We start from the raw sequence: 20821 nt of genomic DNA on the forward strand, positions 1-20821 counted from the left end.
GGGTGAACCCGCTCCTACAGGGGGGCGTAACCTTGTAGGAGCGGGTTTACCCGCGAAGGGCCGCCCAGCGGCCCCGGCTTTCCCCGGCCGACAACAAAACATAACACCCCGCCCGTTGTCTTCCCGCAAACATCCCCGCTACGATCCCCTCAAGCGATTGCAGGCCTCTAGATCAGGCTTTTTGCAAAGCCTGCAATGCATTGACCCACCAAAAAGAACACAACAAGGGGGCAGTCATGAGGGAACCGTTGCGTACGCCAGCCAGGCGTGGTGCCTGGCCATGGGCAGCCAGCGCGATGCTGGCATTGGCATTGGGGGTGTGGGCAGACAGCGCCCAGGCCGCGGCCGCCGACGAATACTCCACCGAATCGGCCAAGGCCAGCCAAAGCCTGTTGATCGACGCCACCCATGCCGGCAAGCGCCTGGTGGTGGTGGGTGATCGCGGCCACATTCTGTTCTCCGACGACCAAGGCAGTACCTGGACCCAGGCCCGGGTACCCACCCGGCAATTGCTCACTGCTGTGTTTTTCCTCGACGACAAGCGTGGCTGGGCCGTCGGCCATGACGCGCAGATCCTCGCCAGCAGCGACGGCGGCGCCACCTGGAGCAAGCAGTTCGAAGACCTCGCCCGTGAAGCGCCCTTGCTCGATGTCACCTTCCTTGACGCCCAGCACGGCTTTGCCGTGGGGGCCTATGGTGCCTTGCTGGAAACCACCGATGGTGGTCAGCACTGGCAGGATGTGGCCGAGCGGCTGGACAACCCGGACCAGCTGCACCTGAACGGTATCGCCCACGTGCGCGATGCCGGCCTGTTCATCGTGGGTGAGCAGGGCGGCATGTTCCGCTCCACCGACAACGGCCAGACCTGGGCCAAGGTCCAGGGCCCCTACGAGGGCTCGTTGTTCGGCGTGATCGGCACCGCCAAGCCGCAGACCCTGCTGGCCTACGGCCTTCGCGGCAACCTGTTCCGCTCCAGCGACTTCGGTGACAGCTGGCAGCCGATCGAACTCAAGGCCGCGCGCGGTACCCTGGAGTTCGGCCTGGCAGGCGCTACGCTTGTCGATGATGGCAGCCTGGTGCTGGTCGGCAATGGTGGCAGCGTGCTGCGCAGCACGGACGACGGCCAGACCTTCAGCGTGTACAACCGTGCCGACCGCCTGGCCCTGGCCGGCGTCAGTGGCCTGGCCAACGGCGGCCTGCTGCTGGTGGGGCAGGGGGGGGTACACCTGGCCAGCGCCGAAGGGGCTGATCAGGCTGCCCGGGAGGTGCGCCCATGACCAGCAGGGAGAGCATTGCCATGCACCCGCATCACCAGGACAAGGCCACGCTGCTCGAACGTCTGATCTTCAACAACCGCCCAGTGGTCATCGCCCTGTGCGTGCTGGTCAGCATTTTCCTGTTCTGGCAGGCCACGCAGATTCGCCCCTCCACCAGCTTCGAGAAGATGATCCCACTGCAGCATCCGTTCATCGAGCAGATGATGGAGCACCGCAACGACCTGGCCAACCTCGGCAACACCGTGCGCATCTCGGTGGAGGCGGTGAACGGTGACATCTTCGACAAGGACTACATGGAGACCCTGCGTCAGATCCATGACGAAGTGTTCTACATCCCGGGTGTCGATCGGGCCGGGCTGAAGTCACTGTGGAGCCCCAGCGTGCGCTGGAGCGAGGTCACCGAAGAGGGGTTTTCCGGTGGTGAGGTCATCCCTAACACCTACAACGGGTCGCAGGACAGCCTCGATACCCTGCGCGACAACGTGCTCAAGTCAGGCCAGGTGGGGCGCCTGGTAGGCAACAACTTCAAGTCCAGCATCGTCGACGTGCCGCTGCTGGAGAGCTACCCCGACCCGCAGGACCCGGGCAAACAGGTGAAGCTGGACTACCAGCAGTTCTCTCACCTGCTGGAAGAGAAGATCCGTGACAAGTTCCAGGCGCAGAACCCCAATGTAAAAATCCACATCGTCGGCTTTGCCAAGAAGGTCGGTGACCTGATCGATGGCCTGGTGATGGTGGCGATGTTCTTCGGCGTCGCCCTGGTGATCACCTGGGTGCTGTTGTACTGGTTTACCTGGTGCATCCGCAGCACTGTCGCCGTGCTCATCACCACGCTGGTGGCGGTGGTCTGGCAGCTGGGGCTGATGCATGCGGTGGGCTTTGGCCTGGACCCGTACTCGATGCTGGTGCCGTTCCTGATCTTCGCCATCGGCATTTCCCACGGGGTGCAGAAGATCAACGGCATCGCCCTGCAGTCGAGTGACGCCGACAACGCCCTTACCGCTGCCCGGCGCACATTCCGTCAGTTGTTCCTGCCGGGAATGATCGCCATCCTTGCCGACGCGGTGGGCTTCATTACCCTGCTGATCATCGACATCGGGGTGATTCGCGAATTGGCCATCGGCGCCTCCATCGGCGTGGCGGTGATCGTGTTCACCAACCTGATCCTGCTGCCGGTGGCCATCTCCTACGTGGGCATCAGCAAGAAGGCCATCGAGCGCAGCAAGAAAGACGCGACCCGCGAGCACCCGTTCTGGCGCCTGTTGTCGAACTTCGCCAGTGCCAAGGTGGCGCCGGTGTCGGTGGTGCTGGCGCTGCTCGCCTTCGCCGGGGGCTTGTGGTACAGCCAGAACCTGAAGATCGGCGACCTCGACCAGGGCGCACCGGAGCTGCGCCCCGACTCACGCTACAACCAGGACAACAACTTCATCATCAGCAACTACTCGACCAGTTCCGATGTGCTGGTGATCATGGTCAAGACGCCGTCGGAGAAGTGCTCGGTCCACTCGACCATGGCGCCGATCGACGAGCTGATGTGGACCATGGAAAACACCCCTGGCGTGCAGTCGGCGATTTCCTTGGTCACCGTTTCCAAGCAGGTGATCAAGGGCATGAACGAGGGCAGCCTGAAATGGGAAACCCTGTCGCGTAACCCGGACATCCTCAACAACTCCATCGCCCGGGCTGACGGCCTTTACAACGGCGACTGCTCATTGGCACCCGTGCTGGTGTTCCTCAATGACCACAAGGCTGAAACGCTGGAGCGCGTCACCGCCGTGGCCAAGGCGTTTGCCGACAGCCATGACAAGGAAGGCCTGCAGTTCCTGCTGGCGGCGGGCAACGCCGGTATCGAGGCAGCGACCAACGAAGTGATCAAGTCGGCCGAGCTGACCATCCTGATCCTGGTGTACATCTGCGTGGCAGTGATGTGCCTGATCACCTTCCGCTCGTTCGCCGCCACGCTGTGCATCGTGCTGCCCTTGGTGCTGACCTCGGTGCTGGGCAACGCGCTGATGGCCTACATGGGCATCGGGGTGAAGGTGGCGACCTTGCCGGTGGTGGCGCTGGGGGTGGGGATTGGCGTGGATTACGGCATCTACATCTACAGCCGGCTGGAGAGCTTCCTGCGTGCGGGGCTGCCGTTGCAGGAGGCCTATTACCAGACCCTGCGCTCGACGGGTAAAGCCGTGTTGTTCACTGGCTTGTGCCTGGCCATCGGCGTGTGCACCTGGATCTTCTCGGCAATCAAGTTCCAGGCTGATATGGGGCTGATGCTGACCTTCATGCTGCTATGGAACATGTTTGGCGCGCTGTGGCTGCTGCCGGCGCTGGCACGGTTCCTGATCAAGCCGGAGAAGATGGTGGGCAAGGAGGGGGGGTCGATTTTCGCCCATTGAATCGGAAGGGGGCCGCATTGCGGCCCAATCGCGACACAAGGCCGCTCCTCCACTAGGTTCGCGTGCCCTTGTAGAAGCAGCCTTGTGTCGCGATTGGGCTGCAAAGCAGCACCAGGGTTATAATGCCGCCACATCTTCCACAGGTACCCCCATGTCCCCCCTCGCCACCGCCCTGCAGTCCTGCGACATGCTCTTGATTGACGGCCTGCACGCCTTCGATTTCACCGCCGACGCATCCGGTCTCACCGTCGAATGCATGGACGGCCGCCAGCTTCGCCGCTGGTCCTTCACCCCCGAACAAGTCGCCGCCGCTATCGCCACCGGCGATGAATGGCAACTCAACGATGCCAACGGCGAGCATCGGCTAGTCTGTATGAGTGCCTTTCGTGCCCCGGATGATGACCAAGATGAACCGGACCTGGACGAGCCTGCTGACCGCTAGCCTGATGAGCCTGACAATCTCTGCCCACGCCGCCACCTTGCTGGTCGGCAGCTACACCGATGGCGCCAGCCAGGGTATCTACCGCTACCATTTCGACGACAAGGCCGGCCAAATCGGCCCCACGCCCTTGCAGGTGGTGAAAAGCGTCAGCCCTTCGTGGCTGGTGCTGTCGGCCGACCAGCGTCAGCTGTTCGCGGTGAATGAGACCCCGCAGGGCCATGCCAGCAGTTTCAGCATCAGCAGCAACGGCGAAATCAAGCCGCTCAACCAAGTGGTCACCCAGGGCGACGAGCCCACCCACGCCAGCCTCAGCCGTGACCAGCGCTACCTGTTTGTGGCCAACTACGCGGTCAACCCCGACCCCGGTGGCAGCCTGGTGGTGATCCCGGTGGCCAAGGACGGCACGCTCAAGCCCGTGGTGCAACAGGCCCGGCATAAGGCGAGCGGGGTCAACCCTGAGCGCCAGGCCGGTGCCCACGTGCATTCGCTGGTGCTGTCGCCGGATGGCCAGCACCTGTATGCCAGCGACCTGGGTGCCGACAAGGTGTTCATCTACCGCTACGACGGTGCCAGTGCGGACCACCCGCTGACAGCGGCGATACCTGCGTCCGTGGCCTTGCCGCCGGGCAGCGGTCCGCGTCACTTGCTGTTCGACGCCAAGGGCCGGCACGCCTACCTCACCCTGGAAATGAACGCCGAGGTGGTGATGTTCGATGTGCAGGACGGCAACCTGGTTGAACGCCAGCGCTTACCCCTGACCGAGCGCCAGGAGGCCGCAGCGAAGGCAGCAGGTGGCTTGCACCTGTCGGCGGACGGGCGCTTCCTGTACGTGAGCAACCGTGGCACGGCCAATGAAATTGTGGCGTTCAGCGTGGGCAAGCAGGACGGCCAGTTGACGTTCCTGCAGCGTCGCCCGGCAGAAGGTGATCACCCTCGGGAGTTTGCCCTGGACCCGAGTGACAACTTCCTGCTGGTGGCCAACCAGAAGAGCAACCAGATCGTGGTGATACGTCGCGATCCGCGCAGTGGCAAGCTGCTGGAGACGGTGCAGACGCTGAAGCAGGATGCACCCTCGGACCTCAAGTTCATCGAGTGATATCGATCAGCGTGATAATCGGTACTGCCGCAATGAATTTTTGCGTGCGGCCTCGGCGGCGTAAGTTTGACCCAAGGCCCAAAAGGGCCACCGTCAAACCACCGCCGTCGAGGTCAGCCCAGATGAACTTCAATCTCTTCCCGGTTATTGCCGCATCCGCCATTTCCGCATCGGTCGTCCTGCCAGCGCATGCCCATGCCGACAGCAGCAAGGCTTCTGCCACCCACAGCTACACCGAGCAGTACCTGCGCCAGAGCGCCCATTTCCATGCGGCCCTGAGTGGCAAGCACCACCACTGAGCCTTGTGCGGTGTCCTGTAGGAGCGGCCTGCGTCGTGACACAAGGCCGCTCCTACAAGGTATCGCGTGAACTTATTTGGCCATCACTGACCTGAACAGCTCCGAAGCCAGCCACCCCTCCAGCCAGCTCCGCACACGCGGATAAGCCGCCTCGGCGAACCACTGCGGTTCGACCCCGGCAAACTGGCGCATCAGGGGCAGCAACGCGGCATCGGCCAGGCTCGGGTGGTCGGCCAGCAGGTAAGCCCGCCCCACCAGCAAGCCTTCGAGCTCCGCCAGCCAGGCCTCGGCCTGCTGGCGGTAATGCTCGCGGGAATGCTCCGGGTAACGTTCGGCATACTTGTACAGGTTCACGTGCGCCTTGAACGTGGTGTCATTGCGTGCAATCAGTGTTTCAGCCTGCTGCGCAGCCGCAGGGTTGGCCTGTAGCCGCCAATCCTGCGGGTCGTTTTGCGTCAGCGCCCAGCGCATGATGTCCAGGCTCTCTTCCAGTACCTCGGCACCGGTATCCAGCACCGGTACCGTGCCCTTGGGCGACAAGGCCAGCAGCTCTGCCGGCTTGTTCTTCATCGCCACCTCACAGATTTCCACCTCGCAGCCGGCATAGCGCAGGGCCAGGCGCGCACGCATGGCCCACGGGCAGCGGCGGAACGAGTAGAGGATCACCCGCACACCTCCACGTCACTGAGGCCATTACCCTGGCGCCGCACCTGGATCTGGACCGGGATGCGCTCGTGCATTTCCTGTACGTGGGAAATCACCGCCACTTTGCGGCCCTGGGCTTGCAAGCCGTCGAGGGCGTCCATTGCCAGTTGCAGCGACTCGGGGTCGAGGCTGCCGAAGCCTTCGTCGATGAACAGCGACTCGATACGCAAGGTGCTGGACGCCATCGACGCCAGGCCCAGCGCCAGGGCCAGCGACACCAGGAAGGTTTCCCCGCCCGACAACGAGTGCACCGAACGCAGTTCGTCGCCCATCTCGGTGTCCAGCACCAGCAGGCCAAGGGCGCTGCCGCCGCGCTTGAGGCGGTAGCGACGGGCCAGCTGACGTAGCTGGGCGTTGGCGTGGTGCAGCAGCAGATCAAGGTTGTAGCCTTGGGCGATCTTGCGGAACACATCACCGGAGGCCGAACCGATCAGGGCATTGAGGCGGGCCCAGCGTTGCCACTGCTGGTGGGCCTGTTCGATTTCTGCCGCCAGCGCCTGGTGGGCCTGCTGGCGACGCTGATCGTCGGCCTGTTGTGCACGCAATTCGGCGCACTGCTGCTCATGGTTGACCAGCCGCCCGCGCACCTCGGTCAGGGCGTGTTCCAAGGCTTCGGCCGAGGTGTCCACGGTCATTTGTGCGGCGTGGTGTTGCAGGCGCTGCTCACGTTCCTGCAGCAGCACGCGGCCCTGCTCGATGGCTTTTTCCGCGCCTTGCAAACGCTGGCGCAATTCATTGACTTGCGCGTCATCCATGCCCAGCAGGCGATCGAGGCCGGCATCGTCCAGTTCCGGATGCTCGCTGCGCCACTGGGCGATCTGGGCCTGCAACTGTTGGCATTCGGCATCCAGTGCCTGTTGTTGCTGGGTATTGGCCTTGAGCTCGCTGGCCAGTTGCACGCCTTGGGTGCGCAGATCTTGCAGGCGCTGGGCGGTGTCGGCATCGAGGGCGCGGGCTTGCTCCAGCGTGGCTTCCATATGCTGCTGCCAGGCTTCGGCACTGGCATGTTCGCCTAGCAGCTCGCCGAGTGACGCCTGGGCCTGCTGGCGCTGTTCGTCGAGGGCCGCGAGCGTGTGTTGCAACTGCTGCAGGCCTTGCACGCGCGCCTGTTGCTGATCGCGCAGTTTGTCCAGCTGAGCTTGCCGGGCTTGCTGTTCTTCCTGTTCGTCCTTGCGCTGTTCCAGTTGCTGCAGGCGCTGGGCAATCTGCTGGTCGAGGGCGAGGAAGGCATTGGCCGGGTCGTCGTTGAGGGCCTTGAGCGCTTCCTCTGGCAGTACGCCGGCCAGGTCGTTCAGGCCTTGCTGCAACAGTTGCTCATCGTTGGCCAGGGCCTGGTGCTGTTGCTCCAGATGGCGCTGGGCCTGTTGCTGGGCGTCGTGGGCCGCCTGCAACTGCTGGTTCAGGCGGGCGGCGTCTTTTTGCAGGGCCAGCAGGGCGCTCTGGCGTTTCTCGTCCTGGCTGATTTCTTCATCCAGGCGACGCAGCTGGCTGTCGAGCCAGGTGCTACGGGCCTTGTCGTCCTGCGGGGCGAGGGCTGGCCATAGGCTGTGTGCCTGTACCTGAGCCACCAGCGGTTGCAACTGTTCGCCCAGTTGCTGCTGTTGCTGCTGGAAGTCCTTGAGCTGGGCATTGACCACACCCAGCTGGGTACGCAGCTCCACCAGCTTGTTGTTGAGCGTTTCGACCTGCTTCTGGGCGGCGTGCTCTTCGGCCTGGTCATGGCGACCCAGGCTCTGCAGCAGCGCTTCTGGCTGATGGAAGGGGTGTTCGGCGCTGCCACAGACCGGGCAGGGTTCGCCGTCACGCAGTTGGTCACGCAGCTCTTCGACGCTGGTGTTGCGTGCCAGGCGTTGCCGTTCCAGCAGTTGACGGGTGAGGATCAACGCCTGCTCGGCGGCCTCCAGCTCGGCCTTGGCGGCGGTGCCTTCGGTAATCAGTTGCTGGCGTTGCAGCATGGCCTGCTGCTGCCGTTCGCGCAGGGCATCCAGCTGCTGGCGCAGCTCCTGTTCACGGCCGTGCAGGCGTGACATTTCTTCTACGGCGCGCTGCTGTTTGCGGTTGTCCTGCAGCATGCCGCCGAGCAGGTCGATCTGTTCGGCCAGGGCCTGGGGTTCGGCCTTGGCTTCACGGAACAACAGGTCGTAGGCGTCGCGCTCGGCCTGCAGGTGCGCATTGGCCTGGCTGGCCTGGGCCTGCAAGCCGGGTAGCTCTTCTCGGCCCTTGGTCAGGCGGCCACCGATCAGCATCACCTGTTTCAGTTGCGGCAGGTAGGCGTGCCAGGCATTGGCCAGGCCCGCCAGGTGCTGGCTGTCGGCAAGCGCGGTGTCGATCTGCGCCAGTTGCTGCACGCTGCGCTGCTGGTTGTCTTCCAGCTGCTGCAGTTGCTGCTGGCCGTCAGCGACCTGTTGTTGCGCCTGTTGGCCGATGCTGCGCTGGGCGGCCAGCTCCTGGTCCAGGCGTGCCAGACTGTCCTGGGCGGCAAAGGCCTGGCGCAGGCGCGGCGCGTTCTCGCTGTGCTCGGCCTGGCGGTCGGCAAGCGCTTGGCGCGCAGTGTCCAGCGCCTGTTCGAGCTCGCGGGTGCGCACCTGCAGTTCGGCTTGCTGCTGTTGCTGTTCGGCCATTTTCGCGGCCACTGGCGCCAGCTGTGCGCTCAGGGCCTGTCGGCGGTGGAACTGGTGACGCTGTGGGGCCAGGCGCTCCAGGCGTGCCAGGTCCAGGCGTGGTTCGGCCAGCTGTTGCCAGTCCAGTTCGGCGGCCTGCAGCGTGGTGCTGGCTTCGGTGTGTTGGGCCTGTAGCTGGCATTGCTCATTCAGCCAGTTGCGTTGCTGCTCCAGCTGGCGCTCGCCGGCCTGGTCGGCCTTGAACTGCTGCTGCGCCTGCTCCAGGCGCTGGTCGAGCTCGGCACGGGCTTCGGCAGCCATCGGCAGCAGGTGGCTGGCGCGCTCTTTCAGGGCGTTGTGCGCCTCGCCGGCTTCGCGCGCCTTGCTGAAGGCACGCTGGCCCAGGCGGGTGTAGATCGCAGTGTTGGTGAGCTTTTCCAGCAACTCACTACGGTCTTTGTCGTCGGCCTTGAGGAACGCGCCGAACTCGCTCTGGGCCAGCATCACCGCACGGGTGAACTGTTCGAAGTTCAGGCCCAGACGGGCTTCGACCAGTTGCTTGTATTCGTTCTTGCCACTGCCGAGCACTTGCTCGCTGTCGAGGTCGTAGAAGCTTTGACGGCTGTGCTGCAGTTTGCCGTTGGCCTTGTCGCGGGCGCGGTTGGCTTCCCAGCGGGCGCGGTAGCGGCGGCCGTCGATGCCGACGAAATCGACCTCGGCAAACCCGCTGCCGGTGCCACGGCGCAGCAGGTTGCGCGGGTCGGAGGTGGGGATGTCGCCGTCGGCGTCCGGCACCTTGGCCTCACGGCCAATGGCATTGAGGCGCGGCACGGTGCCGAACAGCGCCAGGCACAGGGCGTCAAGCAAGGTGCTCTTGCCAGCACCGGTAGGCCCGGTGATGGCGAACAGGCCAGCGCTGGCCAACGGTTCTGCGGTGAAATCGATGTCGATCGGGCCGGCCAGCGATGCCAGGTTCTTCAGGCGGATGGCGAGAATCTTCATGGCTGTTCCTCTTCCTGCTGCACGTCCTGCAACAGCAGGGCGAAGTCGGCCAGCGCCTGCTCGTCGGCGGGGTTGCCGTAGGCTTGCTCCCAGGCGCGGCTGAACAGGTCTTGCGGGGTCATCTGGGCCAGCTCGACAAAGGCCAGGTCATCGTCCTCGGCGTTGTTGCGGCCGGCGTACTCGGCGCTGATGCGGATCAGCCGTACCGCCTTGCCTTCAAGCGCGGTTTCGATCTGCTGGCGCAGGTCGGGTTGCGGCTCGTCGAGCATCACCCGCACCTCCAGCCAGGGCTGGCGGTTGGGGTCTTCAAGCAGGTCGACCACGGGCAGGTCGGCCAGTTGCTGCAACAGCTCGCCCAGGGGTGCCGGGCCCACCCGTTGCAGGGCCACGGCGCGTGGTACGGGGCGTGGCTCGACGCTGACCAGGCCGTTGCCGTCCAGCTCCACTTCCAGGACCTGGTGCGGGTAGTTGATTTCGGCAAACGACAGCGGGATTGGCGAGCCGCTGTAGCGGATGCGTTCTTCGCGGTTGACCTTCTGCGGCTTGTGCAGATGGCCCAGGGCGACGTAGCTGATAGCCTTGTCGAACAGCTTGGCCGGTAGCGCCTCGGCGTTGCCGATGATCAGGTTGCGTTCGGAGTCCTCCGACACCGCGCCACCGGCCATGTGCGCGTGGCTGATGGCGATCAGCGCCTGGTCTTTCTTGCGTTTCTTCAGGGCGGCGGCGATCAGTTGCTGGTGCACCTGGGTGATGCCTTGCAGGTAATCGTCACCCAGCTGCGGGCCGGTGACTTCGGCCGGCCGCAGGAAGGGCAGGGCCAGGCACCAGGCAGCGACCTTGCCCCGGCCGTTGGTCAACGGAATCAACAGGCGCTCGGCATCCAGCTGACCCTCGTCCAGCCAGTGCACACGGCCCAACGCATGGGTGCGCAGGCGGCGCATGAGTGCGGCGGGCAGCTCGATGCGCGAACCGGAGTCGTGGTTGCCGGCGATCATCACAATGTCCAGCTTGGGCTGTTGCTCATGGGCCTGGACGATGAAGTCGTAGAGGCGTTCCTGGGCTTTGACGGGTGGGTTGACGGTGTCGAAGATGTCGCCCGCAATCAGCAGCGCATCCGGCTGGCGCAGGCGCAGCTGGCCGAGCAGCCAGTCGAGGAAGCAGGCGTGTTCGAAGTCGCGTTCCTGGCCGTGCAGGCTTTGGCCCAGGTGCCAGTCGGAGGTATGAAACAGACGCATGGATGACCTGTTGGTGTCGAGTCGGGCAAGCGGAGAAAGGGCGGTATGGTAACCCAAGCAGGGTTCGGGGTGCAGGGCGAGGGATTGGGGGGCAGGTGTTCGTCACAGGCACTGAAAACCTTATGGCGAACACCTGCTGACCTCCTGCTGGCCTACTTGGGATAGAGCGGTGGCAAGCTGCCATTCTCACCCGCCGGCAGCAGCACCTGCTCAGCCGGAGGAATGGTACCAATCGCCCGCCACAAATCCTCCCCCTGCCAATACTGGCCACTCTCGCTGTACAACGCACCGTTCAACCCATCCAGCGCATCCGACAACGGCACGAAGCGCGCCGCCATCTCGGCCAGGGTTTCCGGTTGCTGCCGGGCCCAGGCATCCAGCGCCTGGCGCGTAGCCTGGGGGTCGTTTGCCTGGCACGCGCGCTTGAGGTCGTCCAGCAAGGTACGCGGGCTTGGCCCGTTCTGCGCGGTGCGCAGTACCGCTGGCCGCGAACGGGCGCGCCACCACAGGGCAAGACCCAGCACGGTGGTCAGGGCGAACACCAGTGTGGACAGCTGCCAGGGCCATAGCAGGGTGCTGGCGCTGCTGTTGTCGCCCACCGGGGTGTCGGCGCTCAGTGCCGGGTTGTCCAGCACGTTCAGCGTGCGCGCCGGCAGGCTGCTGTGCTCCAGGTGGTCTTCGCGGGTGTTCCACCAGGCCACTTCCAGCGCCGGCAAGGCCAGCGTGCCGCTGTGGGTCGGCACCAGGGCCTCGCGCTCTTCGCGGTTGGCGGTCATGCCCCGTTCGCTGATTTCGTTGCGCAGCAGCGGCTGGTCAGGGTAGCGGCGCAGGCCGATGATTTCTGTGGCCGGCAGCGGCGGCAGTTGGGTGCTGGACAAGCCTTCGGCACGCAAGGTGATGTTGCGCGTCAGCGAGTCGCCAATCTGTACCTGCTGGCTGCCCGGGTCGGGGCTCCAGTGCTCTTCCAGGGTCAGGCTGCTGGCAGGCAACCACGGCAAGCCAGCCGGCCAGGCTGCCGGAATCGGCCGTACCGTGAGGCGCAAGGGCAGCGAGCTGACCTGCACCTGGTGGCCGGCGCGGGCCGTGCCATTGGCCTGTGCTGCTTCGTCGCTGCTGGCGGCTGCCGTGGCGGTGAACGTCAGTGGCGGGATGTCGAGGGTGCCACTTTGCTGGGCATACACCGCATAGCGGGTTTCGATCACGCCATGACGCACACCATTGATTTCCTTTTCATACGTGCGCGATTCGCCCAACGGCTCGACCTTGGCGTTATCCAGTTGCAGTGGGCTGAGGCTGCTGTCGTCGTACAGCGCTACCGAGTGGTAGATGCGCAGGGTCAGCACGGCTTGGGCCTGGACATAGACGTCATGGCTGTCGAGGGTCGCTTCGATGAAGACCTGAGCGTTGTCCTGGCGGCTGGCATCGGCCTGCAGCACTTGCAATTCGATGGCCTGGCTGTGTGACTGGCCCAGCTGCAGCTCGGGGATGCGCAGGCTACCGCTGCGCCGTGGCAGCAGGGTGATGATCCAGCGGGTGCTGGCGCGGGTTTCGCCGTCCAGGGTGTGCAGGCTGTTCAACTGGCGCGTGCCGCGCACTTCGAAGTCACCTTCCAGGGCGCGCAGGTCAGGCTTGCCGAACTGGGTGACGTCCTGGCTTTCCAGGGTCAGTTCCAGGCTTTCGCCCGCTTCCAGGCGGGTGCGGTCGACGCTGGCCTGCAGCAGCGGTTCGGCGTGGGCCAGTACGGCCCATAGCAGGGTGAGGAGAAAGACGCCGAAGCGACTCATCGTGATTTTTCCTGATGCAATTGCTGTTCATACCAGAATTTGCGTCGCAGCAGCTCTGCCGGGTTGTCGGGAATTTCCCGCAGCCATTGCTCCAGGGCTTGGCGCTGTTCGCCGTCGAGGCTGGTCGACACCGGGCGCTGTGGCGGCTGGATGACGCTGTCGTCACCCCCGGCCTGGTTGCCTGGGGCGGCCTGGCTGTTGCTGCTGCTTTCGCCGGGTTGTTCGGGGCTGGCCTGTTGGTCGTCGCCGGGTGTGCCTTGGGCCGGGCTGCTGGCCGAGCTGCTGTTGCCTTCGGTTTCGCTGCCGGGCGTGTCTTGGGCATCGCTGCCGGGCGGTTGTTCCTCGGCCTTGGCTTCACGTTGCTGCAGCAGTTGCTGCACCAGCGCCTGGTTGTCCAGCGCGGCCTGCAGGTCGGGCTGACGCTCCAGGGCTTGCTCGTAGGCATCCAGGGCGGCGTCCAGCTCGCCACTGTGGGCCAGGGCATTGCCTCGATTGTAGTGGGCTGCTGCAGTGTCGCCTTGGGAAAATGCCTCGGCGGCACCGGCATAGTCGCCGGCCTGGTACAGGGCCATGCCGCGCCATTGCGGGTTCTGGAAGTGACGCGCAGCGCTGGCCGGGCGGTTTTGCTCCAGCAGCTTCTGGCCTTGCTGGTCGGGGCGCAGCCACAGGTCGTTGAACTCGAAAGCCTGGCTAGGCTGCGGCAAGGCCAGCAGCAGCGGCAGGCAGAACAGCCAGCCGCGCCGGCCAGCGCAGGCGGCCAGCAGCAACAACGGAATCAGCAGCCAGTAACCTTGGTCGGCCCAGCTGTCCAGTTGCAGGGTCTGGCCGTCATTGCGCCCGCTCCGCGGGTTGTCGAACAGGCCCAGGCCACGTAGGTCGAGGTCGTCGATGCGGGCGTGCCGGTAGCGCCCGCCCGTGCCGCTGATAAAACCCTTCAGGCTGGCGCTGTCCAGGCGAGGCAAGAGGATGCCGCCCTGGTCGTCTTTAAGGTATTCGCCATTGGCCTGGCGCACCGGGGCGCCTTCGCGGCTGCCGATGCCCAGCATCAGCAGGCTTGGGCCTTGGCGGCCGAGGGCCTGGGTGATGCCCTGGCGCTCGGCGGCGCTGAGCGCCGAGCCTACCAGCAGCAGGCGGCCTTGGCCGAGGCCGCTCTGGGCCAGCAGCGCCAGGCCTTTTTGCACGGCCAGGTCGGCACGCTGGCCGGGTTTTGGCATGATCGACGGGTCAATGGCCTCAAGCAAATTGCGGGTGGTGGCCAGGTCGTCAGACAGCGGCACCAGGGTGTGCGCGGAGCCGGCATACACCACCAGCGCCGTCTGGCTGTCGCGGCGGTGTTCAAGCAGGTCGAGGATCTTGCGCCGGGCCTGTTCCAGGCGGTTGGGCGGGCTGTCCTCGGCGAGCATTTGCGGGGTCAGTTCGAGCAGGATCACCAGGGGGTCGGCCGGGCGCTGACGGCTTTCTTCCAGCCGCTGCCAGCTGGGCCCGAGCAGCGCCAGGATCACCAGTAACCAGGCAAGGCCCAGCGCCACCCACGGCAGTTTGCTGGTGCTGCCGCTGCCGCCACCCAGCAGTACACCATGGAAGGCGGGCGGCAGAATCATCTGCCAGCGCCCGGCACGCTTGCGCCGGTGCCACAGCTTGTACAGCAGCCAGCCGAGCACGGGAACCGCCAGCAGCCAGAGCGGGCGCAGCCATTGGGGCCACAAGTCGATCATCGCCGCCTCCTTAAACGCAGGCGCTTCAAGCGCTGGCGCCATTCCGGGTGCGGCTGCAGGAAGCGTGGCTTGCGCAGCAGGCGCTGCAACAGGTTGTCGGGCCACTGCACGGCTACCACCAGCAACACGCTGAGCAGCAGCGCCAGCGCCAGGGGCCAGGCGTACAGGGCCTGGGCTGTGCGCGCCTGGGTCGGTTGCTGGGCCACGGGCTCCAGTTGGTCGAGGGTATCGCCGATAGCGTCCAGTTCGGCGCCGTCATGGGCACGGAAGTAGGCGCCGTGGGTGATGTCGGCAATTTCCTTGAGCGCGGCTTCGTCCAGGTCCAGGCTCGGGTTGAGGCCGAGCAGGCCTGGGGTGCCACTGGCTTCGGGGTTGGCGCCGATACCGATGGTGTAGATGCGCACGCCTTCCTGGGCCGCCAGGCGAGCGGCTGTCAGCGGGTGAATCTGCCCGCCGTTGTTGGCACCGTCCGTGATCAGCACCAGCACCCGGCTTTGTGCCGGGCGTTCGCGCAGGCGCTTGACCGCCAGGCCAATGGCGTCGCCGATGGCGGTGTTCTTGCCTGCGATGCCGATCTGCGCCTCGATGAGGAAGGTGCGCACGGTGCGCCGATCGAAGGTGAGCGGCGCCTGCAGGTAGGCCTGGCTGCCGAACAGGATCAGGCCCACACGGTCGCCTTCACGGTCTTGCAGGAAGTCGCCCATCAGCACCTTGACCAGGTCGAGGCGGCTGATGTCCTCGTTCTTCCACTGCATGTCGGGGAAGTCCATCGACCCGGACACGTCCACCGCCACCAGCAGGTCGCGGCCACTGGCGGCGATCGGCACCGGTTCGCCCAGCCATTGCGGGCGAGCGGCGGCGCACAGCAGCAACAGCCAGATGATGACGAACGGTGCCTGCTGGCGCCAGGTGGGCAGGTTGAGCCGTGCGCGGCGCCCGGCCAGGCCTTCCAGCTCGCTGAGGAAGCCCACCTTGAGCACCGGTTCACCGCTGTCGGCGGCGGGCAGCAGCAGGCGCGCCAGCCATGGCAACGGCAACAGGGCGAAGACCCACGGCCAGGCCAGTTCAAACATGCTTGCGGATCCAGGTTTCGACGGCTTGGCTGAGCCCTGCGATGGCCTTGTCATCGAGCTTGCACTCGGGTTTATAGGCGCCTTCGACCAGTACCATCCAGCGGGTCAGGCCGGCGGCCGGGCAGCGGTTGTCGAGAAAGGCCAACCACTGTCGGCCGTTGAGGGTGTGGCTGTTGGCGCCTGGGTAGTGGTTGCGGCACAGGCGTTTGAGCAAGGCGTTGATCTGTTGCAGCCAGGCGCCGGCCGGGGCGCCGTCATACGGGCGTGGCAGGCGGGCCAGCTCGGCCAAGGCCTCCAGGCGTACCGGGTCCAGGGGTTGTTCGGCGCGCACGATGCGGCGTTTGCCCGGGCGCCAGCGGCGCAGCCGCCACAGGCCCCAGCCCAGGAGTGGCAGGGCGGCCAGCAGCAGCCACCAGCCTGGTGCGGGTGGCCACAGGCTGACCGGTGCCGGGGCGATCAGTGGGTGCAACTGGTCGAGCGGGTTCATGACGCGCTCCGTGGCCGCTGGGCGTTCAGGTACTCGCGCAGTTGCTCGATCATTTCGCTTTGCGTGCTCAGTGGCATCAGGACCACCCTCAGCTTTTGCGCCATCAGCTCCCAGCGCTCGATGCGGGCCTCGGCCTGCTGGCGGTAGGCCTGGCGCAGGTTGGCGTCGAGGGTGTCGAGCTCCAGCTGGGCGCTGCGCTGGGCGAAGCGCAGCAGGCCGGCGGCGGGCAACGCGTGGTCGAGTGGGTCGGATACCGGCAGCAACAGCAGGTCGCAATGCCGTGAGAGCATGGCCAGGTGCTGTTCCACCTGGGCGCTGAGCGAGCGCTCATCGCAGATCACGATGGCCAGGCTGCCGGGGCGCAGCACTTCGCGGGCGCGGCGCAGGGCCAGGCCGAGGCTGTCGGCCCCGGGTATGGCTTCGGTGTGCAGTGACTGGTTGACCTTTGCCAAGCGGTTGAGCAGTTGCAGCAGGCTCTGTTTGCTGCGTCGGGGCTTGATCTCGTGGTGTTCGTTGTCGCCGAACACCAGGCCGCCGATGCGGTCATTGTGGCCAAGCGCTGCCCAGCCGAACAGTGCCGCCGCCTGGGCCGCCAGCACGGACTTGAACATCAGCCCTGAACCGAAGAAAAGCCGTTGGCTTTGTTCGACGAGGATGAAGATCGGCCGCTCGCGTTCTTCGTGGAACAGCTTGGTATGCGGCTCCTGGGTACGCGCAGTGACACGCCAGTCGATGTTGCGCACATCGTCGCCGGCCTGGTAAACGCGCACCTGGTCGAAGTCCACGCCGCGCCCGCGCAGCCTGGAATGGTGCAGGCCGACCAGCGGGCTGCGCTGGCCGGGCTTGGAAAACAGCTGGATTTCGCGCACGCGGTGGCGCATGTCGATCAGCTCGGCAAGGCCAATGCGGATGCCGTGTTCGGCCAGCTGCGCAGTGGGCATGGGGTCAGGCAACGGCGACGACGTCGAGGATGCGCTGGACCACGCGGTCCTGGTCGATCCCTGCCGCCTCGGCCTCGAACGAGAGGATGATGCGGTGGCGCAGGACGTCGAACAGCACGGCCTGGATGTCTTCGGGGCTGACGAAGTCGCGCCCGGCCAGCCAGGCATGGGCACGCGCGCAGCGGTCCAGCGAGATGGAGCCGCGCGGGCTGGCGCCGTAGGCGATCCAGTCGGCCAGCTCGGTGTCGAACTTGGCCGGGGTGCGGGTGGCCATGACCAGCTGCACCAGGTATTCCTCCACTGCGTCGGCCATGTACAGGCCAAGGATTTCCTTGCGCGCAGCGAAGATGGCCTGCTGGCTGACCCGGCGCTCAGGCTTGGTCTCGCCGCCCAGGGCTTCACCCCGGGCCTGCGCCAGGATACGCCGCTCTACGGCGGCGTCGGGGAAGCCGATTTTTACATGCATCAGGAAGCGGTCGAGCTGGGCTTCGGGCAGCGGGTAGGTGCCTTCCTGCTCGATCGGGTTCTGCGTGGCCATGACCAGAAACAGCGGCGACAGGTCATAGGTGCTGCGGCCCACGCTGACCTGGCGCTCGGCCATGGCTTCGAGCAGCGCCGACTGCACCTTGGCCGGTGCGCGGTTGATTTCGTCGGCCAGCACCAGGTTATGGAAGATAGGCCCTTGCTGGAACACGAAGCTGCCGGTTTCCGGGCGGTAAATCTCTGTGCCGGTGATGTCGGCCGGGAGCAGGTCGGGGGTGAACTGGATGCGATGGAACTGCGCTTCGATGCCTTCTGCGAGTTCTTTGATGGCTTTGGTCTTGGCCAGGCCCGGTGCCCCTTCGACCAGCATGTGGCCGTCGGCCAGCAGCACGATCAACAGCCGTTCGACCAGTTTCTCCTGGCCTAGGATCTGGGTAGAAAGAAAAGTGCGCAGCGCGATCAGCGCTTCACGGTGTTCCATCGGCGACGGTTCCTGGTAGGGGCCTGAGGCGGCGTGAGGCAGCAGCCTTGGCAAGGGGGGATACTTTAATCTATCCGGGGGGGCGACCACCAATGGCGGCGGGTAAATTTATCGTTGCAGCCGGGCATGCGGGCAAAGAAATGTCCCACGTATGGCTGGCCATTGCCTGATGTTCCGTGACGGCGTGCTGGCGCCTGCTTGTGCTTTTCGGACAAGCAGGAGGCACGATGATGAAAATGAGCAGCGCCAGCACGGCAAACCTTACGCCGATCACCTTGCGGTTTGGCGTTTTCTTCGATGGCACCGGTAATAACCAGCACAATGCCATGACGATGGGTGAGCAGGGCGACAAGGGCGGCAGCTATGGCAACGCCTTGAGCAATGTGGCCCTGTTGCATGCGTTGTATCCGGCTGAGGCGGCCAATGCCGAGGGGCCGCAGGCGTTCTTGAAGCACTATGTGGAAGGCGTGGGCACGCTGGCGGGTGAAACCGACCATGTCTACGCCTCGGCCACCGGGCATGGGCGCACGGGGGCCGAGGCGCGGGTTGCCGAGGCGTTGCAGGCGATGGCCGAGCAACTGCAGGCGTGGCGCCGGGCGCATCCGCAGGCAACGCTGGAAGGGGTCGAGTTCGATCTTTTCGGTTTCAGCCGCGGTGCGGCGGCGGTGCGGCATCTGGCCAACCTGCTGCACGAGGGCGCGGGCGGGCTGTTGTCGGTGGCGTGCGAAACCTCGATCAACTTTATCGGCCTGTTCGACACCGTGGCGGCGATCATCGCGCCCTTACAGGGTGACTTCGACCCTGCAGACGGCCGCCACGGTCGCCTGCGCCTGGGCCTAAGTGCGGGTATTGCCCGGCACGTGGTGCAACTGGTGGCCAAGGACGAGCGGCGGCATAACTTCCCGCTGGTGCGCAGTGGCCACGACATCGTGCTGCCGGGCGTGCACTCGAATATTGGGGGTGGTTACCCGGAAACCTTCCTGGAGCAGGTGCTGCTGTGCAAGCCGCAGTCCCAGTGTGTGCCTGCAGGCACGCGTGTCGAGCAGTGCCGCGTCCATGCCAAGGTGAGTGCCTTGCTGGCTTCGACGTTTGCCGACATGGGCGAACCCAGGCCGCGCGTGATGACTTGGGAGGAGCCGATTGCCGGTGGGCGTCGGGACGAGGCGCAAAAGCAGGTCTATGCGGCGGTGTACCGGGAGCGGCAAGTGGCGGGGCACCTGTCCCGTGTGTACTTGAGCGTGATGCGGGCGTTGGCGGTGCGCGCGGGTGTGCCGTTTGCGCCGTTGGGGGCGCAGGCTGAGCATCGGCTGCCGGATGAGTTGTCGAGCATCAGCCGAAAACTGCATGCCTTTGCCTTGGGGGAAACTGGCCAGGTGGGGTTGAGCGAGGAAGAACAGCGGCTGTTGCGCGACAGATACGTGCATGCGTCAGCGAACTGGAATGCAGTGAAGGGCTTGCGCAACAGTGTGCTGGATGTGCTGTTCGTCAATCGGCCGGGGGCAGGCGGGCGAGTGATGCATGCCAACCCGGCGCAATGAATGATTGATCGTGGCCTGGCAATGCTGCACCGGGCCTACAGGGCGCGCGCCAGCTGTTCAGTCGCGCGCCTTCTGGCTGAATACATCTCCTGTGCCAGGGTCAGCAGCACCGTCAGCAACATGAACACCACCGATGCGATGAAAATCCCGTTGGGCAGGCGCTGATCGAGCATCCAGCCGAACGCTACCGGCCCGATGGCCCCGCTGATGTTGAACCCGGTCGACACCAGGCCGAAGGTTTTGCCCTCGGCCCCGGGTGGCGCCGCCGCCTTGACCAGCATGTCCCGTGATGGGGCGATGACCCCGGTGAGCAAGCCGATGGCACCCAGTACGACCACCAATGCCCAGCCCTGCAGCAGCCCCAGCGCCACCAGTGCAGTCAACGCAGCCGCCAGCGCGAAGGCCAGTGCCGCCACCAGGCCATGGCGCCGGGTACGGTCGGCCAAAGCGCCCCCGCACAGCACGCCGGCTGCGCTGCTCAGCAGGAAAGCGGTGAGCGCGGCGTTGGCCCAGGCCAGTGTCAGGCCTTGGCCCTGGACCAGGGCGGCCACGGAGAACTTCTCGATGGCACTGGTGCTCAGGTTGAGCAGGATGAACAGCACCGTCAGCACGCCGATCATGGGGGTGAACAAACGTACGCGGCCTGTTGCTGCGGCCGGGCCTGTGTCTTGTTTGTTGGCAGGCCTGGCGACCCGGTAAACGCCACTGCCTGGTATCGATATCAGCAGTAGCGCGGCTACCCCGAATACCGCGCCCGCCGCCAGGGCTGCCCGCGTGCCGAGCGCCGCGGCGATGCCGAGAAATACGGCTGGGGTAACGGCTGAACCGAGGAAGCCGGCAAAGGTATGAATAGAGAACGACCGCCCCAGGCGTGCGGGCTCGATGCCGTTGGCCAGCAGCGCATAGTCGGCCGGGTGGTACACACCATTGGCCAGGCCCGCCATGGCCATCGCCACCAGCAATACCGCATACCCGGGGCTGGCCGCCAGTAGCACGAAACTGAGGCTGCCCAGCAACAGCCCAGCCTTGAGCACTTTACGTGCGCCATAGTGGTCGACGGCGTAACCCAGCGGGGCCTGTACCAGCGCGGAGACGATGTTGAACACCGCCAGGGCTACGCCCAGCTCTACGAAGCCCACGCCCAGCAGGCCGGGCAGCACGGGCAGTAGCGCCGGGATCAGCATGATGTGCACGTGGCTGACGAAGTGCACGGCAGCAATTTGGGTCAGCAGCTTGGGGCCAGCGTGGGGCATGTCGATACCTGTTG

16 protein-coding genes are annotated in these 20821 nt (G+C 65.4%); 6 read left to right on the plus strand and 10 right to left on the minus strand.

Translation table 11 applies throughout. The features are described 5' to 3' along the window. The first annotated feature begins 236 nt into the window (after window positions 1–236). The 5 genes from ACK59Z_RS08515 (at window position 237) to ACK59Z_RS08535 (ending at window position 5510) form a co-directional block, all read left to right on the plus strand. Entirely contained in the window at window positions 237–1277 is a 1041-nt protein-coding gene (locus ACK59Z_RS08515; protein WP_409292786.1) for a WD40/YVTN/BNR-like repeat-containing protein, read from the plus strand. Continuing rightward, entirely contained in the window at window positions 1274–3673 is a 2400-nt protein-coding gene (locus tag ACK59Z_RS08520; protein WP_003247228.1) for an RND family transporter, read from the plus strand. The genes ACK59Z_RS08515 and ACK59Z_RS08520 overlap by 4 nt, the downstream gene beginning before the upstream one ends. Window positions 3674–3824: 151 nt before the next feature. Further along, window positions 3825–4115 carry a DUF5629 family protein gene (locus ACK59Z_RS08525; protein ID WP_004577427.1) on the plus strand — a complete coding sequence of 97 codons (291 nt, stop codon included), beginning with the start codon at window positions 3825–3827 and terminating at the stop codon, window positions 4113–4115. Then, entirely contained in the window at window positions 4081–5211 is a 1131-nt protein-coding gene (locus ACK59Z_RS08530) for a lactonase family protein (protein ID WP_003247230.1), read from the plus strand. Before ACK59Z_RS08525 ends, ACK59Z_RS08530 begins: the two co-directional genes overlap by 35 nt. Window positions 5212–5333: 122 nt before the next feature. Further along, complete coding sequence (locus tag ACK59Z_RS08535) at window positions 5334–5510, plus strand: hypothetical protein (RefSeq protein WP_012053237.1); 177 nt, start codon at window positions 5334–5336, stop codon at window positions 5508–5510. 72 nt (window positions 5511–5582) lie between these two features. Here the strand turns inward: ACK59Z_RS08535 and ACK59Z_RS08540 are convergent, their stop codons facing one another. The 9 genes from ACK59Z_RS08540 to ACK59Z_RS08580 all read right to left on the minus strand — a co-directional run bounded on the left by ACK59Z_RS08540 (window position 5583) and on the right by ACK59Z_RS08580 (window position 18016). After that, window positions 5583–6176, minus strand: a complete 594-nt coding sequence (locus ACK59Z_RS08540; protein WP_019752178.1) for a glutathione S-transferase — start codon at window positions 6174–6176, stop codon at window positions 5583–5585. Beyond that, window positions 6173–9817, minus strand: coding sequence for an AAA family ATPase (locus ACK59Z_RS08545; RefSeq protein ID WP_108190912.1), 3645 nt, complete (start codon window positions 9815–9817; stop codon window positions 6173–6175). Before ACK59Z_RS08545 ends, ACK59Z_RS08540 begins: the two co-directional genes overlap by 4 nt. Further along, window positions 9814–11052, minus strand: a complete 1239-nt coding sequence (locus ACK59Z_RS08550) for an exonuclease SbcCD subunit D C-terminal domain-containing protein (RefSeq protein WP_108190911.1) — start codon at window positions 11050–11052, stop codon at window positions 9814–9816. The genes ACK59Z_RS08545 and ACK59Z_RS08550 overlap by 4 nt, the downstream gene beginning before the upstream one ends. A 152-nt stretch (window positions 11053–11204) precedes the next feature. Further along, on the minus strand, window positions 11205–12836 hold the full coding sequence (locus ACK59Z_RS08555; protein ID WP_409292790.1) for a BatD family protein: 1632 nt from the start codon (window positions 12834–12836) through the stop codon (window positions 11205–11207). Continuing rightward, complete coding sequence (locus ACK59Z_RS08560; protein ID WP_003247238.1) at window positions 12833–14551, minus strand: tetratricopeptide repeat protein; 1719 nt, start codon at window positions 14549–14551, stop codon at window positions 12833–12835. Before ACK59Z_RS08560 ends, ACK59Z_RS08555 begins: the two co-directional genes overlap by 4 nt. Beyond that, entirely contained in the window at window positions 14548–15624 is a 1077-nt protein-coding gene (locus ACK59Z_RS08565; protein ID WP_108190909.1) for a VWA domain-containing protein, read from the minus strand. Before ACK59Z_RS08565 ends, ACK59Z_RS08560 begins: the two co-directional genes overlap by 4 nt. Continuing rightward, the gene (locus ACK59Z_RS08570; protein ID WP_012053231.1) at window positions 15617–16111 is read right to left on the minus strand and encodes a DUF4381 domain-containing protein; all 495 of its coding nucleotides are present in this window, start codon (window positions 16109–16111) and stop codon (window positions 15617–15619) included. Before ACK59Z_RS08570 ends, ACK59Z_RS08565 begins: the two co-directional genes overlap by 8 nt. Further along, window positions 16108–17052 carry a DUF58 domain-containing protein gene (locus ACK59Z_RS08575; protein ID WP_004577431.1) on the minus strand — a complete coding sequence of 315 codons (945 nt, stop codon included), beginning with the start codon at window positions 17050–17052 and terminating at the stop codon, window positions 16108–16110. The genes ACK59Z_RS08570 and ACK59Z_RS08575 overlap by 4 nt, the downstream gene beginning before the upstream one ends. 4 nt (window positions 17053–17056) lie before the next feature. Continuing rightward, window positions 17057–18016, minus strand: coding sequence for a MoxR family ATPase (locus ACK59Z_RS08580; protein ID WP_003247242.1), 960 nt, complete (start codon window positions 18014–18016; stop codon window positions 17057–17059). Between the two features lie 227 nt (window positions 18017–18243). Between ACK59Z_RS08580 and ACK59Z_RS08585 the strand changes: the two genes are divergently transcribed. After that, window positions 18244–19554: a DUF2235 domain-containing protein gene (locus ACK59Z_RS08585; RefSeq protein ID WP_108190908.1), complete on the plus strand. Its 1311-nt coding sequence runs from the start codon at window positions 18244–18246 to the stop codon at window positions 19552–19554. Window positions 19555–19589: 35 nt separating this feature from the next. On the opposite strand, the gene ACK59Z_RS08590 is transcribed toward ACK59Z_RS08585, so the two are convergent. Beyond that, window positions 19590–20807, minus strand: a complete 1218-nt coding sequence (locus tag ACK59Z_RS08590) for an MFS transporter (protein ID WP_409292793.1) — start codon at window positions 20805–20807, stop codon at window positions 19590–19592. Window positions 20808–20821: the final 14 nt, after the last annotated feature.

The sequence above is a fragment of the Pseudomonas sp. KCJK9058 genome, from assembly GCF_046230975.1.
Taxonomy (GTDB): domain Bacteria; phylum Pseudomonadota; class Gammaproteobacteria; order Pseudomonadales; family Pseudomonadaceae; genus Aquipseudomonas; species Aquipseudomonas alloputida.

Coding starts and splice junctions, on each gene's coding strand:
- ACK59Z_RS08530 (WP_003247230.1), top strand. CDS start 4,081: ATGAACCGGACCTGGACGAGCCTGCTGACCGCTAGCCTGATGAGCCTG.
- ACK59Z_RS08590 (WP_409292793.1), bottom strand. CDS start 20,807: ATGCCCCACGCTGGCCCCAAGCTGCTGACCCAAATTGCTGCCGTGCAC.
- ACK59Z_RS08550 (WP_108190911.1), bottom strand. CDS start 11,052: ATGCGTCTGTTTCATACCTCCGACTGGCACCTGGGCCAAAGCCTGCAC.
- ACK59Z_RS08585 (WP_108190908.1), top strand. CDS start 18,244: ATGATGAAAATGAGCAGCGCCAGCACGGCAAACCTTACGCCGATCACC.
- ACK59Z_RS08545 (WP_108190912.1), bottom strand. CDS start 9,817: ATGAAGATTCTCGCCATCCGCCTGAAGAACCTGGCATCGCTGGCCGGC.
- ACK59Z_RS08580 (WP_003247242.1), bottom strand. CDS start 18,016: ATGGAACACCGTGAAGCGCTGATCGCGCTGCGCACTTTTCTTTCTACC.
- ACK59Z_RS08570 (WP_012053231.1), bottom strand. CDS start 16,111: ATGAACCCGCTCGACCAGTTGCACCCACTGATCGCCCCGGCACCGGTC.
- ACK59Z_RS08535 (WP_012053237.1), top strand. CDS start 5,334: ATGAACTTCAATCTCTTCCCGGTTATTGCCGCATCCGCCATTTCCGCA.
- ACK59Z_RS08560 (WP_003247238.1), bottom strand. CDS start 14,551: ATGATCGACTTGTGGCCCCAATGGCTGCGCCCGCTCTGGCTGCTGGCG.
- ACK59Z_RS08565 (WP_108190909.1), bottom strand. CDS start 15,624: ATGTTTGAACTGGCCTGGCCGTGGGTCTTCGCCCTGTTGCCGTTGCCA.
- ACK59Z_RS08520 (WP_003247228.1), top strand. CDS start 1,274: ATGACCAGCAGGGAGAGCATTGCCATGCACCCGCATCACCAGGACAAG.
- ACK59Z_RS08575 (WP_004577431.1), bottom strand. CDS start 17,052: ATGCCCACTGCGCAGCTGGCCGAACACGGCATCCGCATTGGCCTTGCC.
- ACK59Z_RS08515 (WP_409292786.1), top strand. CDS start 237: ATGAGGGAACCGTTGCGTACGCCAGCCAGGCGTGGTGCCTGGCCATGG.
- ACK59Z_RS08555 (WP_409292790.1), bottom strand. CDS start 12,836: ATGAGTCGCTTCGGCGTCTTTCTCCTCACCCTGCTATGGGCCGTACTG.
- ACK59Z_RS08525 (WP_004577427.1), top strand. CDS start 3,825: ATGTCCCCCCTCGCCACCGCCCTGCAGTCCTGCGACATGCTCTTGATT.